This is a genomic window from Phenylobacterium sp. (assembly GCF_030697925.1).
Lineage (GTDB): Bacteria > Pseudomonadota > Alphaproteobacteria > Caulobacterales > Caulobacteraceae > Phenylobacterium.
Genome location: NZ_JAUYOJ010000100.1, coordinates 14,691 through 28,073 on the forward strand (window position 1 = coordinate 14,691; position 13,383 = coordinate 28,073).

General features: G+C 69.3%; 15 protein-coding genes. 5 read left to right on the plus strand and 10 right to left on the minus strand.

Annotated features, from left to right (window positions below; all coding sequences use genetic code 11):
* The first annotated feature begins 74 nt into the window (after positions 1 to 74).
* The gene (locus tag Q8Q88_RS09505; RefSeq protein ID WP_305674955.1) at positions 75 to 692 is read left to right on the plus strand and encodes an acyltransferase; all 618 of its coding nucleotides are present in this window, start codon (positions 75 to 77) and stop codon (positions 690 to 692) included.
* A gap of 28 nt (positions 693 to 720) precedes the next feature.
* Positions 721 to 2,211, plus strand: coding sequence for a hypothetical protein (locus Q8Q88_RS09510; protein ID WP_305674956.1), 1,491 nt, complete (start codon positions 721 to 723; stop codon positions 2,209 to 2,211).
* Here the strand turns inward: Q8Q88_RS09510 and Q8Q88_RS09515 are convergent.
* From Q8Q88_RS09515 to Q8Q88_RS09530, 4 genes are all read right to left on the minus strand, one after another.
* Positions 2,177 to 3,346, minus strand: coding sequence for a DegT/DnrJ/EryC1/StrS aminotransferase family protein (locus Q8Q88_RS09515; RefSeq protein ID WP_305674957.1), 1,170 nt, complete (start codon positions 3,344 to 3,346; stop codon positions 2,177 to 2,179). The genes Q8Q88_RS09510 and Q8Q88_RS09515 overlap by 35 nt on opposite strands.
* Before the next feature lie 71 nt (positions 3,347 to 3,417).
* On the minus strand, positions 3,418 to 4,470 hold the full coding sequence (locus Q8Q88_RS09520; protein ID WP_305674958.1) for a PepSY domain-containing protein: 1,053 nt from the start codon (positions 4,468 to 4,470) through the stop codon (positions 3,418 to 3,420).
* Positions 4,470 to 6,617, minus strand: coding sequence for a TonB-dependent receptor (locus Q8Q88_RS09525; RefSeq protein WP_305674959.1), 2,148 nt, complete (start codon positions 6,615 to 6,617; stop codon positions 4,470 to 4,472). The genes Q8Q88_RS09520 and Q8Q88_RS09525 overlap by 1 nt, the downstream gene beginning before the upstream one ends.
* A gap of 78 nt (positions 6,618 to 6,695) precedes the next feature.
* Positions 6,696 to 7,400 (minus strand): M23 family metallopeptidase, encoded by a 705-nt coding sequence (locus tag Q8Q88_RS09530; RefSeq protein WP_305674960.1) that lies wholly within the window; start codon positions 7,398 to 7,400, stop codon positions 6,696 to 6,698.
* A gap of 210 nt (positions 7,401 to 7,610) precedes the next feature.
* Between Q8Q88_RS09530 and Q8Q88_RS09535 the strand changes: the two genes are divergently transcribed.
* Positions 7,611 to 8,441, plus strand: a complete 831-nt coding sequence (locus tag Q8Q88_RS09535) for an acyl-CoA thioesterase II (RefSeq protein ID WP_305674961.1) — start codon at positions 7,611 to 7,613, stop codon at positions 8,439 to 8,441.
* Here Q8Q88_RS09535 and Q8Q88_RS09540 read toward each other — a convergent pair.
* Together Q8Q88_RS09540 and Q8Q88_RS09545 are read right to left on the minus strand one after the other, a co-directional pair.
* A complete protein-coding gene (locus Q8Q88_RS09540) occupies positions 8,431 to 8,757 on the minus strand; it encodes a MazG nucleotide pyrophosphohydrolase domain-containing protein (protein ID WP_305674962.1) in 327 nt (108 codons plus the stop codon). The two genes, Q8Q88_RS09535 and Q8Q88_RS09540, sit on opposite strands and share 11 nt — an antisense overlap.
* Before the next feature lie 15 nt (positions 8,758 to 8,772).
* Positions 8,773 to 9,540, minus strand: coding sequence for a tRNA1(Val) (adenine(37)-N6)-methyltransferase (locus tag Q8Q88_RS09545; RefSeq protein ID WP_305674963.1), 768 nt, complete (start codon positions 9,538 to 9,540; stop codon positions 8,773 to 8,775).
* Between the two features lie 114 nt (positions 9,541 to 9,654).
* Between Q8Q88_RS09545 and Q8Q88_RS09550 the strand changes: the two genes are divergently transcribed.
* Complete coding sequence (locus Q8Q88_RS09550) at positions 9,655 to 10,671, plus strand: polyprenyl synthetase family protein (RefSeq protein WP_305674964.1); 1,017 nt, start codon at positions 9,655 to 9,657, stop codon at positions 10,669 to 10,671.
* Positions 10,672 to 10,674: 3 nt separating this feature from the next.
* Here Q8Q88_RS09550 and Q8Q88_RS09555 read toward each other — a convergent pair whose 3' ends face one another.
* From Q8Q88_RS09555 to fumC, 3 genes are read right to left on the minus strand one after another with little or no spacing between them, the layout of a single operon-like run.
* Positions 10,675 to 10,983 (minus strand): CcdB family protein, encoded by a 309-nt coding sequence (locus tag Q8Q88_RS09555; protein WP_305674965.1) that lies wholly within the window; start codon positions 10,981 to 10,983, stop codon positions 10,675 to 10,677.
* Complete coding sequence (locus tag Q8Q88_RS09560; RefSeq protein WP_305674966.1) at positions 10,984 to 11,217, minus strand: type II toxin-antitoxin system CcdA family antitoxin; 234 nt, start codon at positions 11,215 to 11,217, stop codon at positions 10,984 to 10,986.
* 23 nt (positions 11,218 to 11,240) lie between these two features.
* Positions 11,241 to 12,632: a class II fumarate hydratase gene (fumC, locus tag Q8Q88_RS09565; RefSeq protein ID WP_305674967.1), complete on the minus strand. Its 1,392-nt coding sequence runs from the start codon at positions 12,630 to 12,632 to the stop codon at positions 11,241 to 11,243.
* A gap of 82 nt (positions 12,633 to 12,714) precedes the next feature.
* On the opposite strand from fumC, the gene Q8Q88_RS09570 reads away from it, so the two are divergent.
* Positions 12,715 to 13,101: a RusA family crossover junction endodeoxyribonuclease gene (locus Q8Q88_RS09570; protein ID WP_305674968.1), complete on the plus strand. Its 387-nt coding sequence runs from the start codon at positions 12,715 to 12,717 to the stop codon at positions 13,099 to 13,101.
* A gap of 71 nt (positions 13,102 to 13,172) precedes the next feature.
* On the opposite strand, the gene Q8Q88_RS09575 is transcribed toward Q8Q88_RS09570, so the two are convergent.
* Positions 13,173 to 13,382, minus strand: coding sequence for a DUF1153 domain-containing protein (locus tag Q8Q88_RS09575; protein WP_305674969.1), 210 nt, complete (start codon positions 13,380 to 13,382; stop codon positions 13,173 to 13,175).
* Position 13,383: the final 1 nt, after the last annotated feature.

The following is a 13,383-nucleotide window of genomic DNA, read 5'->3' on the forward strand; positions in this document are numbered from 1 at the left end:
CGCGGCTGGCTCGGAAGCCGACCAGCACGCCATTGTCATCTAAGCTCATGCGATCGATTGAGTCGGGAGCCCCCATGAAGAACCACCGGGGACGTTTCATGCGTGAGGCGGAGCTGCGCGAGCTGGGCGTCGGCAAGGTGGGCGAGAACGTCGCGGTCCACGAGACCTGCGTGATGGTGGACATGGAGGCCATCCGCTTCGGCGACAATGTGCGGATCGATCCCTTCACACTGCTGAGCGCGGCGGGCGGCTGGCTGCACTTCGGCGACTTCATCCATGTAAGTTCGAACTGTTCGATCCTGGCGGGATCGGGCGTGGAGCTCGGCGACTTCGCCAACCTGTCGGCCGGGGTGCGGATCTTCTCGCGGACGGACGACTACACCGGCGAGTTCCTGACCAATCCCACGGTGCCGCCGGCCTATACCCTGCCGCCCGCGGCGCGGCCCGTGCACGTGGGCCGGCATGTGATCCTGGGCGCGAACACCATCGTGCTGCCGGAGGTGGAGATCGGCGAGGGGACCGCTGTCGGCGCGGCCGCGCTGATCCGTCGCAGCCTGGACCCCTGGGGAATCTATGCCGGGGCGCCAGCTAAATTTCTCCGTAACCGGCGGCAAGATATCGTTGACCATGAGAGTCGCTTGAAAGCCGCGATCGCGGCGGGAGAGATCGACTTGCCGGTGGCGCGTCTCTGACCGCAGACCATCTTGAGGGGGGTGGGGTTTGAGCGTTCTGGATGAGATACAGGCCGACGCCCAGCCGGGCTATGCGCCGTCCGTCGCAGTCATCCTGCAGAGACTGCGTCAAGCGCTGGGAGAGGCCGCCTTCGCGGGCGTGACCAAGCCCGACTTCGGCCTGCACTCCGTCCGGCTCATCGAGGCCTCGACCCACCCTTCCGGGGTGAAGCTGCAGTTGGTCAGCGACATATCCAGCCTCAACTGGTGGTGCGGGCTGCAGCCAGGCGAGGCCTTCAGCGCCGCGCTCGCCGCCCTGGCCCGGCGGACCTACTACCAGGAAGCCCAGGCGATCCCTTACCAGCTGGAGACCCCCGATCCCGCGGCGCTGCGCTCTCATGCGGTGTTCGTGGGACGGCTGCTCGATCTGCGGCATTCGCCGACGCGGGGCGCCTTCGACTATCTCCGCGCCCTGGCGTGCGATCCCGAGAACCAGCGTGTGGACGTCTTCCATGCCGGGATCCTGTCGCCTGATCTGGAGGCCTACGCCCAAGCGCGGCTGGGGAGGTCATTTTCCAAGCTCAGCTTCGTCTCGATCGAGGCCGACCTGAATTTCCTGGCGAAGGCGGTGGGCCAGGGACCGCGCACGTTCCACTTCTGGTGCGAGGAACCGTTCTTCATCCACATCAGCCTGGCGGCGCTGGTGGGTCCGACCCTGATGTTCACCTGCGGCGACGCCGCGCCCGTCCAGTTCTCCGATGTCTACTGGTACTGCCAGGAGCCCGCCTATATCGAAGGGCTCTGGCGGCGGCTCGGCGCGCCGTCCGCCTTTGCCGAAGCCTATCGCAAGCTCGAGAGCGCGCCGTTCCCGAGCCCGGCCCCGCTGCAGACCCGCAGCCGCGGCGACTGCGGTTTCCGGCCCGAGGAGACGGTGATCGTCACGGTCGGCAATCGGCTGGGCGTCGACATGGACCAGGCGTTCGTCGACGGCATGGGCGCGCTGGTCCTGAGCGATCCCAGCATCCGCTGGGTCGTGGTCGGCTGGATGCAAGCGTTCTGGATCGAGGCGTTCGAGTCCGTGCTGGGGTCTCAGTTCACCCACATTCCCTACGACGACGATCTGATCGGCCTGCTGGGGATTTGCGACATCTTCGCCAATCCGTTCCGCGCGGGCGGCGGCACCACCGCAATCATGGCGATCGACGCCGGCGCCGTGGTCATGAGCCGCGGCGACCTGGGCGACGTCGGCGCCTTCGCGCCGCGCCAGCACCTGACCCAGGACGTCGACGCCTATTTCGAGGCGCTGGGCGCCCTGGTGGACGACAAGGCGCTGCGCGCCGCGTGGCTGGCCGAGCAGCAGGTCCTGCTGGCCCGGCGTCTGGACCAGGACAACTTCGCCCGCGAGCTGAAGGAGCTTGTCGGCCTGGCCTTCACGCGGTTCGCAGCGCGCATCCCGACTCCGCTGGAGACGATCTTCGCCCAGCCGCAGCCGCGACGGCAGCCGCTCAGCGCCGGAGGACTGCTCGGACGACCGCGCTGATCTCGTCGATCGCCGTGGCATCGAGCCCTGGCCAGCACGGCAGGCCAAGGGTCGTGGCCGCCAGCCGCTCGGTGACCGGCAGGGCCGTCCGAGGCAGGTCGGCGAAGGCCCGATGCCCTTGCAGTCCATGGCCCCACCAGCGGCGGGTGGCGATCTCGACCTCCGACAGGCGCATCTCGATCTCGAGGATGGCTTCTTCCGGCGCCTCGATATTGAAGGTCGAGGCCATCCAGTCGTCCCCGAGGCCCGGCGCGATCCTCAGGTCCGGCGTATCGGCCAGGGCGGCGCGATAGTAGCCGAGCACCGACTGGTACTGGACGCGTTGCAGCTTCCAGTGGTCGAGGGCGGCCAGGCCGTAGGCGGCGGCGAACTCGCTGATCTTGCCATTGCCGCCGATCAGGCTGGAGTCGCGACTGCCGTCGAAACCGAAATTGGAGCGGCGTCGGATGTCGACGATAAGGTCGGGGTCGCGGCTGATCACGAAACCGCCCTCGCCGATGCCGAGGATCTTGGTGGCGTGCAGGCTGACGACGGCCGCCGCCCGGCCGACCGTCAGGGCGTCGAAGCCCGCCGCCGCGTCGAGCACGACCTCCACCCCGGTCCTGGCCTGGAGGGCGTCCCAGGCGGCGGCGTCCAGCGGCAGGCCGAAGGGCGCGACCGGCACGATGGCGGCGACCCCGTGGGAAATGCGCGGCAGGGCCTCGAGCGCGATCCCCGGGGTCAGGGCCCAGGTGGCGGGGTCCACGTCGACCAGGTAGGGCGTCAGGCCCGCGGCGAGCGCCGCATGCGCGGTGGCCGCGAAGGTCCAGGCGGGCATCAAGCAGTAGCGGCCACCCCTGGCCGCCGCCCGCTGCAAGGCCATGGTCAGGCCGCTGGTGGCGTTGCTGCAGGTGGCGACGTGGCCGGGCTCCAGGCCGAACTGGGCGGCCAGGCGGGTCTCGAACTGGGTGTTGAGCGGACCGAAGTTGGAATAGGTGCGGCTGGCGTCGATGGACCTCAGATAGGGCAGGGCCGCGGAGAGCTCTACGAGGCGCGGCCGGGCCACGGGCACGCGCGGCGCCCGCGCCAGGTCCCAGGGCTTGGAGGCCGTTCCGCTCGGCGGCGGCCGTGCGACTGCTGGATTGGTCCTGGCCATGGTTCTCGCCCCCGCGGGCGCGGCCCGCCCACCTTCGGCGCCAGTGGAGCCGGGTTTGGGTTGATGAGGCCTTAAGCCGAGGCCGCGCGGCCTTGTCGCGGCTTGACCAGGAACGACCAGAACCCGACCCCGCCCAGGCCCGCCAGGGCCAGGCCCGACAGGAAAATCGCCAGGTCGTAGCCCCGTCCGCCCACCGAGGCGGCGTGCAGGGGATAGAAGGCGTTATAGGCCCGCATGCCGGGCGCGAGCGCGCGGCTGTCCAGCGTCCCGATCGTTTGGCTGGTCGCCGGGTCGATATAGACCAGGGTGCGCCCGTTCGGGTGCCACTCGCCGGCCCGGCGCAGGCGGATGGTGGCGGGCGCGCCGGGCTTGGCCGGCCAGGCGGCCATGCGCAGGGCGGCGTCGGGGAAACGGGCTTGGGCTGCGGCGAGGGCCCGGGGCCAGTCGATGTCGCCCTGGCCGGCCTTGGGTGGTTTGGGCGGCCTGGTCCCACCCGGGAAGGCGGCGGTCATCAGGGCCTGGCTCTGCTCGTGGAAGATGATCGCCCCGCCGGTCAGGCACAGGGCGAAGACCGGGACCAGGAAGATCATGCCGGTGTCGCGGTGGGCGCCGACCAGGTCGCGGCGCCGCGCCGAGCGCGGCCAGAGCTTCCAGGCGAAGGCGCGCCAGGACGGAAACCAGATGATCAGGCCGGTGAGGGTCAGCACGGCCCCGGCCAGGCCGATGATCCCGACCATCATCTTGCCCGGCTCGCCGGCCAGCAGCTTGTGATGCAGGTCGAAGATCCAGGCCTCGAGCCGGGCGTTCCCGCGCCAGGTGGCGATCACCCCGCCGGACCCGTCGGCATAGGCCGAGCCCTCGCGCGCCAGATAGACGCGGTGGACGCCGAGATCGGGGCGGGCGAAGACCAGGGTCCTGATCTCGCCCCGATAGGCCCGTTCCAGCGCCTCGGACGCCTGGCCCAGGGCCTGGGGAGTCGGTGTCACCACCTGTCGCGCGGCCGGCAGGGTGGCCCGCAGCCAGTCGTCCTTCAGCACCAGCAGGGAGCCCGAGAGCCCCAGGACGACGAGCTGCAGGGCGAGCAGCGCGCCAGCCCAGGCGTGCACGGCGCGCAGGACGCCCATCAGAAGTCCTTGGTGACGCCGAAGGCCAGGGTCCGGCCGCGGCCGGCGAAGTAGCGGGCGTTGTCGCTCGGGCCCTGGGTGTCGCTGAAATAGGTGACGTAGTGTTCGTCCAGCAGGTTCTGGACGCCGAGCGTCAGGGTGGCGGCCGGCGCTTTCCAGGCGACGACGGCGTCGACGAGGCCGTAGCCCTCAAAGCTGTTGGCGGCGACCTCACCCTCGAAGTCGCGGCCGTAGAACTGCTGAGCCTGCAGGCGTCCCGACCAGTCGCCGTGGGTGACCTCGGCGTAGAGCAGCAGGCGGTCGGGAGCGATGTTGGCGCCGTTGAGGTCGCGGTCGACCGAGCCGTCGCCGTTTGAGTCGGTGCGGCCCTCCAGGTGGGCGTAGGCGCCGCCGATGGTCAGCCAGTCGGTGGTGGCGAACCGGGCGGAGAGCTCGATCCCCTCGACCTCGGTGCGCTGGCGCTGGACCTCGAAATTGCCGCCGGCGTTCAGCACCAGCAGCGAGCCGCGATCCGACGTCGAACGGAACCAGGCCGCCTGAACCTGGAGCGGGCCGGAGCCGTAGTCGAGGCCGAACTCGATATTGTCGGAAACCACCGGGGTCACGTCGAGGTAGGTGTCGACGTCGCGGTTCGGCGTGTTGATGGCCCGCAGGACGCGGCCGACGTCGGGCATGGTGAAGCCCTGAGCGTAGGAGGCGTAGGCGGTCAGGCCGTCGACGATCTCGAAGGTTGCGCCCACATTGTAGAGCGTCTCCTCGAAGCTGGGTTCGCCGCCGGCCACCTGGCGCGGGCCATAGGCATAGAGGGTCGTGTAGTCGTCGACCTCCAGGGTGGCGTTCTCGCGGCGCACCCCGGCGGCGAGGTTCAGGCGGCCCTCCAGCGCCGACTGGCGCAGCTGCAGGAAGGGCGAGAGGCTCTTGTAGGTGGTCTCGGGCACCCAGAAGCGGCCGGTGAGCGCCAGGGCCTGGAAGGTCTTGTCGCGCAGGCCGTCGAGGCCGACCAGCATCCTGAAGCCGGGCAGGGCGGCGAAGCCTCGCTCGTAATCGATCTTGAAGCCCTGCTTCTCGGAATTATTGGCCGACTGGTCGAACAGGGTCCCGACCGGGGCGATGCGCGGATCCTGGAAATCGGCGAAGGTCCCGCCGCCGAACACGCCCTGATAGTCGTGAGCGTAGGCCTGCAGGGTGAGCACGCCGCCGAACAGGCCGCGGTCGCGATAAGTGACCGCTGCGGAGGTGACGTCGTTGACGGTGGGCAGGCCTGGGGTGCGGCCGCGCACGGCGGTGGTGGTGATCCCGAGCGCGCGGCTGCCATTGACCGTGACGTAGTCGTTGTCGGCCTCGAGTTCGAAGTGGTTGACCATCACCTCAAGCCGCCGCTGGTCGGTGAGATCGACCCCGGCCTTGCCGAACAGGGACCAGGACTTGGAGTCCTGCAGTTCGCCCTGGGCGCCGTCGAAGCCGATGCGGCGCTCATCGGCGTCGTAATAGGCCCCGCGCACCTCGTAGGACGCGCCGGCCACGAAGTCCCACTGGCCGAAGTCGCGGCCGACATAGGCGGCGGTCTTCCAGCCGGCGCTGTCGCCGAAGCGGTTGGGATCGGCGCTGGTCTGGGCCAGGACCCGGCCGGTGAAGCCCTCGGTTTCCTTGGGCGTGGGCGCGGTGACGTAGTTGATCACCCCGCCGGTGGCCCCGATGCCCTGGATGGCGTTGGCGCCGAACACCACCTCGACCTTGTCGATGAAGAAGGGATCGATGGTGAAGCCGTCGCGGCTGTCGTCGCGCAGCGGCGTCGACTGCGGCACCCCGTCCACCAGATAGAGTGGGGAGCGGCCGCGCAGGGTCTCGCCGAAGCCCGACAGCTTCTGGCGGGTGGGGGAGAAGGACGGCACCAGGTTGGACACCGTCTCCACGGCCGAGAAGCCGAGCGCGGTCTGGGACTGGATGGCGTCCTCGTCGATGACCTGGATGGTGGCCGGCACGGTGGAGCGCGGCGCCTCGAAGCGGGTGGCGGTGATGATCAGTTCGCCGATATCGACCGGCTGGTCGCCCGGCGCCGCGTCTCCGGCGACCTGGGCCTGGGCGGCGGTGGCGATCAGCAGGGCGCCGCAGGCGCTTCCGGCGGCGAGAATGGAACGGCGTATCACGGCGACCCTCAACGAATGTCAGGGGGCGGTGAAATCAGAGGCCTAATTGCAAGTCAATCGCAATTGCAGAGATCGCCGTTAGCCGGCCCGTGTCGGCTTGTAGTGGGCCGTAATCACCCGGGTGGCGTCGAAGCGGCGTTGGTCGGGGCCCATGATCTCCAGATGGACATGGTCGGTCATGCCGCCGGGATAGGCCGCCTGCAGGCTGTGGGCGTGGCCGACCGGGTCGCCGAGCCGCACGGTCTGGCCCACCTCGACGATCGGATCGACATAGAAGACCCGCGCCACATGGCCGAGCGCCGGATTGGTGATCTCCACGAAGCGGAGGTCGGGATGGCCGGCATAGGCCTGGCCGATCTTGGTGACAAAACCCGAGATCGGCGCGGCCACCTCCTGACCCGCGGTCGCCGCGTAGTCGACGCCCTCGTGATCGCGGACGCCGCCGTCGCGCGAGGCTCCGAAGCGGCCTTCGCCATAGGCGTCGTGAACGCGGGGCGCCGCGCCGGTGGGGTTGGCGAAGTCGGCCTCTCCGTCGCCGTCGATGTCGGCGCCCTGCCAGACCAGCACGGTCTTCACCGGCGCCGGCCGCGGCGCGAGCCTGGCGTTGACCGCCTCGACCATGGGGGCCGCAGCCTCGCCCAGGGAAGCGCTCGTCCAGCCGGTGGCGTGGGCGCCCGCATGCAGCAGGGTCGCCGCCAGGACCGCCGCGCCCAGGGTGAGCCAGGTCTGAAAGAGCCAGGCGCGAGCGGGATGGACGGCGGGCAGGGCCAAGGCGCGGGTCATCGTCGGCGGGCTTCCTCTTCTCTCGTGGCGATGGCTGGCCGACTACGCGGCCTTGCGCTCTCGCCGATGCGTGAGGCGTGGATATGGGGAAGGGCGCTTGTCCTGCCGATGCGGCACGGTGACGCCCCGGGATCTCGGCGTTACCTGAGAGGTCATGGACAAACGCGACGAATTTGGCGCACGATCGGTCACTTCTCGCGCGAGGCCCGCATGACCGACACGATGATCGCCGAACACCCCCTGGACCGGACCCTGAGGCTGGAGCCGCTGGGCGTGGGTCGGTACCAAGGCGCGACGACCCCGGACTATTGGAACATGGCCGGGCCGTTCGGCGGGACCACGGCGGCGACCTTGCTGAAGGCGGTGCTCGACCATCCCGAACGGCGGGGCCGGCCGGTGGCCCTGACGGTGAACTTCTGCGCGGTCCTGGCGCAGGGCGAGTTCGAGGTCGCCGTGCGGCTGGTGCGCGACGGGCGCTCCACCCAGCACTGGAACGTCGAGATGACCCAGGGCGAGACCGTGGCCAGCACGGCCAGCGTGGTGACCGGGGCCGAGCGCGAGACCTGGAGTCACGCGTTGGCGGGCCCGCCGCAGATGCCGCCTGCCCGCGACCTGGGGGTCATGTCCACCGAGGGTCGCAACGCCTGGCTGCAGCGCTACGAGTTCCGCTACGCGCGCGGCGAACCCATGCGCGGCGCCGGCGCGACCCCCGAGCAGCCGGGGCCGGCGCTCTCCCAGGCCTGGGTGCGCGACACCCCGGCCCGGCCCCTGGACTACCTCGCCCTGGCGGCGCTCAGCGACACCTTCGTGGTCAAGATCCTCAATGTGCGCGGCGACGTCCCGCCGGTCGCCACGGTCTCGCTCTCCACCTATTTCATGGCCGACGAGGCTGCCCTGGCGCGGCAGGGCTCCCGGCCCCTGGCGACGACCAGCGACGCACGGGTGTTCAAGCACGGCTTCAACGACCAGAGCGCCGAGCTGTGGAGCGACGACGGCCAGCTGCTGGCGGTGTCGCACCAGGTGGTGTGGTTCAAGGGCTGAGGCGACCTGAGACGCCGGCCTCGAGCTCGTCCATGGTCGAGGTGAACGCCGCCTCGAGGTCCACCTCATAGAGCCTCGCCAGGGTCATGACCGACCACAGACAGTCGGCCAGCTCGTGGGCGAGCTTGGCATCGGCCTCGGGAATGGCGCGAACGCCCTCCTTGGCCTGCACGAGCTTCATCAGGTCGCCCACGTCGCCCATGAAGCCGAGGGCGACTTCTTCACGGGTCCAGGCGCGGCCGTATCTCTCGGTTTCGAGGCGTTCGTAGAGCCTGCGGATCTCCCAGGCGCGTTCGGACAGTGCTTTAAAGTCCAAGGTGCCGTGCCTCCTTCAGCGCCAGGCTATATCCGCCTCGCCGCGCAGGATGGCCTCGGCTTCGGCGGTGTGTTTGGCCCCCTCGCGCGGGTGCAGGACCAGGGCCGGCAGCAGCTGCAACGGCGCCTTGCCGGTCTTGATCGCCCGGACCAGGACCCGCTTGGCCGGGGCGTCGGCGTGGGGGTGGATCGGACGCACCTGGAAGGAGCCGGCCTTGGGCGCCAGTAGGGCCAGGATGTCGGCCAGCCGGTCGGCGCGGTGGATCAGGGTGATGGTCCCGCCCTCGCGCACCGCCTTCAGCAGAAAACCCGTCCAGGTGGAGAGCCCGCCGTCGGCCATCCAGGCGTCGCGCTTGGCCGGCGCCGGCGCGCGCAGAGCGGCGGGATCGTCGAAGAAGGGCGGGTTGGCCATCGCCGCGTCGAAGGGGGGAAGTCCCAGCATCTTGAAGGGCCGCGCGACATCGCCATCCAGGATTGCGACGCGATCGGCGAGTTGGTTCGCTTCGACGTTCGCGCGGGCCAGCGCCGCGGCGGCGGCGTCGCGCTCCAGGCCCGTGAAGCGGGCGCCCGGACGGCGGACCGCCGCGGCCAGCAGGGCGCCTCCGGCCCCGCAGCCGGCCTCCAGCACCCGGGCGCCCTCGGCGGCGTCGCAGGCGGCGGCCAGCAGGGCGGCGTCCAGGCCCGCCCGATAGCCGCCGAGCGCCTGGCGCAGCAGCACCCGGCCGCCCAGCAGGCGATCCTCGGAGAGGGTCTCGGGAGAGGAAGGGTGTGACGTGGTTTCCATGGCTCGGCGCGGAGGGCCAAGGCCCGCCTTGACCGTGCCCTATCGCGTGACCATTGTCCCCGGCAAATGACGACGCCTCCCCGCATCGTCAGGCTGCACAGGAGTTACAAGCAGTTGGACGCAGCCAGCGCCGCCATCTCCCGCGAAAAGCCGGCCTCGATCGACGGGCTGCTGGAGCTTGCGCGTCCGGACATGGAAAAGGTCGATGCGCTGATCCGCGACCGGATGCAGAGCCCGGTCTCGGTGATCCCTGCCCTGGCTGAGCACCTGATCGGAGGTTCGGCCAAGCGCCTGCGTCCCCTGCTGACCATCGCCGCGGCCCGGGTGTCGGGCGCCCAGGACGACGCCTGCCTGAAACTTGCCGCCGCGGTCGAGTTCATCCACACCGCCACCCTGCTGCATGACGACGTGGTCGACTCCTCGCAGCTGCGCCGGGGCAAGGTCGCCGCCCACCTGATCTGGGGGGCGCCGGCCAGCGTCCTGGTGGGGGACTTCCTGTTCGCTCGCGCCTTCGAGCTGATGGTAGAGGCCGGCTCCATGCAGGCCCTGGAGATCCTCGCCCGCGCCAGCCGCGTGATCGCCGAGGGCGAGGTGCTGCAGCTGACCCGCGCCCACGACCTCAACCTCAGCCAGGATCTCTATCTGGAGATCATCACCGCCAAGACCGCCGAGCTGTTCGCCGCAGCCGCGGAGGCCGGGGCGGTCTCGGCCGGGGCGAGCCCGGCGCGCTGCAAGGCCCTGCGCCGTTTCGGCCAGGACCTGGGCCTGGCCTTTCAGCTGGTGGACGACGCCCTGGACTACAGCGGGACCAGCAAGAGCCTCGGCAAAAACCCCGGCGACGATTTCCGGGAGGGCAAGGCGACCCTGCCGCTGCTGCTGGCCATCGCCCGCACCGGCCCGGCCGAGGCCGGCTTCTGGCAGCGCACGGTGGACCGGCTGGACCAGCAGGATGGCGACTTCGAGCGCGCGTCCGGCCTGATCGCCTCGTCCGGCGCCGACGACGCCACCCTGGACGTGGCCAGCGACTACGCCGTGGCCGCCAAGACCCAACTCGCCGAGTTCGCCGCCAGCAACGCCTGGCGCCCGGCCCTGGAAGACCTCGCCGACTTCGCCGTCAGCCGGCGGATGTAGGGTTCAGAAGCCGGTAAAAATCCGGTCTAGGGCGCGTCGGATCGCGTCTTCCTGATCCTCGACACTGCCGATGACCTGCTGAAGCCGGCGGCCATCCATGGCCGCCATTTCGGCGACCGCCAGGATGAATGGGGAACCCAGGAACACGACGGCGATGTCGACTGGCGACAGTGCGCGCTGCGAGTCATTGATCCGGGGCGCGACGACGACGCTATTGACGACCTGCAGATGATGCGATTGCAGCACGGCGAGGTAGGGCGCGTAGCCTGAAATTTCCGTCTCGGGATTTCGATAGACGTCGAACTGGCGCAATCACCACTTCCGCAGTTTGTCGCCGATCAGGCCGCGCTCAGCGATGCGCCGATTGTATTCGGCGATAGCCTCGGCGTTCTCCTCCGCCCATCGCCGCGCACGTTCCTCGCCGCTAGGCGAAGGTCCGGTCGCCCTGAGCCCAGCTTCGATCAAGGCGCTGATAGGACGACCGCTTTCCTTCGCTCGCGCCAGCAGATCTTCGTCGATCTCGATCTTGAGTTCGGCCTTGCCCATGGGCCAAGCCCAACCGCAAACGCCTAGCCCGGCGAGATCATCTTTTCCGGCCGGACCAGGGCATCGAACTCCTCGTTCGTCACATAGCCGCCGCCAACGGCTTCCTCGCGCAGGGTTGTGCCGTTCTTGTGCGCGGTCTTGGCGATCTTGGCGGCGTTGTCGTAGCCGATCTTGCCGTTCAGCGCCGTCACCAGCATCAGCGAACGCTCGAGCGCGGCCTTGATGTTGTCCTCGCGGGCCTCGATGCCCACCACGCAGTTGTCGGTGAAGCTGGTCGCGGCGTCGGCCATCAGGCGGCAGGACTGCAGAAAATTGTAGGCCATCACCGGGTTGAACACGTTCAGCTCGAAGTGGCCCGAGGCGCCGGCGAAAGTCAGCGTGGCGTTGTTTCCGAACACCTGGGTGCAGACCATGGTCAGGGCCTCGCACTGGGTGGGATTGACCTTGCCCGGCATGATCGAGGAGCCGGGCTCGTTCTCCGGCAGGGCCAGTTCGCCCAGGCCCGAGCGGGGCCCCGAGCCCAGGAAGCGGATGTCGTTGGCGATCTTGAACAGCGAGCCGGCCATGGTGTTGATCGCCCCGTGGCTGAAGACCATGGCGTCGTGGGCGGCCAGCGCCTCGAACTTGTTGGGGGCGGTGATGAAGGGCAGGTGGGTGATCGCCGCGATCTTGGCGGCCACAAGCTCGGCGAAGCCGACCGGGGCGTTGAGGCCGGTGCCGACCGCCGTGCCGCCCTGGGCCAGTTCATACAGGCCGTGCAGGGTGTCCTTGATCCGCCGCACGCCGTTGGCCAACTGCTGGCGATAGCCTGAGAACTCCTGGCCCAGCGTCAGCGGCGTGGCGTCCTGGGTGTGGGTGCGGCCGATCTTGATGATGTGGGCGAAGGCCTTTTCCTTGGTCTTCAACGCCGCGTGCAGGTGCTCGAGCGCCGGCATCAGCTCCTTGGCCACCTGTTCGGCGCAGGCGATGTGCATGGCCGTCGGATAGGTGTCGTTCGACGACTGGCTCATATTGACGTGGTCGTTGGGGTGGACCGGGGACTTGGAGCCCATCACCCCGCCCAGCATCTCGATGGCGCGGTTCGAGATCACCTCGTTGGCGTTCATGTTCGACTGGGTTCCGGAGCCGGTCTGCCAGACCACCAGGGGGAAGTGGTCGTCGAGCTTGCCGTCGATCACCTCCTGGGCGGCCGCGACGATGGCCGCGCCGATCTTCGGGTCCAGCTTGCCGAGCTCCATATTGGCCTCGGCCGCGGCGCGCTTGACGATGCCCAAGGCGCGGATCACTGGCTTGGGCTGCTTCTCCCAGCCGATCTTGAAGTTGCCGATCGAGCGCTGCGACTGGGCGCCCCAATAGACATCCGCCGCGACCTCGATGGGGCCGAAGGTGTCGGTTTCGGTGCGGGTCGCGGTCATGGTCTCATCTCCGGCGAAAATCTCCGGGCCGGTTTAGCGAACGGGCGGGAGACTGCAAGGCGGCGCCGGACTATGGACGGATATGGACGAGACCTGGACCCAGCACGGAAAGGTGCGCGCCCGCGAAGGCGACGGCTTCATGGAGGTGGTGGTCGATGGGCTGACCACCCAGTCGAAATACTACAAGCCGCTGATCTACGAGTTCTTCCGCAAGGCTTGGCGCGGCTCGCGGCCGGCCTGGGGAGAGTTTTCTGTCGACATCGTAATGGAATATGTCGGCGATCCGCCCTGGATCGACCTCGACAACCTCGCCAAGGCCATCCTCGACGCGATCAAGGGCTACGCCTTCCATGACGACGCCCAGGTGGCGCGGCTGCTGGTGGAGCGGCGGGCGGGCGAGCGAGAGGCGATCACGGTCACCGTGCGCAAGATGTCCGACCGCGCGCTTGGGGCTCCCTACCAGCGCTGACAACGAAAACGGCCGCGCTGGGGGACAGCGCGGCCGCGATCTCGCGAACCTTCGTCTGGGGGATTCAGGGTTCAGCGATACTGCTGCAACCGCGTCGTGCGCAGGCCGGCCAGGCCATGGCGGTCGATCGACTTCTGCCAGGCGAGGAATTCCTCGTTGGTCAGGGAGTAGCGCTCGCACGCCTCGTCCAGGGTGAGCAGGCCGCCGCGCACGGCGGCCACCACCTCGGCCTTGCGCCGAATGACCCAACGCCCGGTGTCGACCGGCGGCAGATCGCTCAGC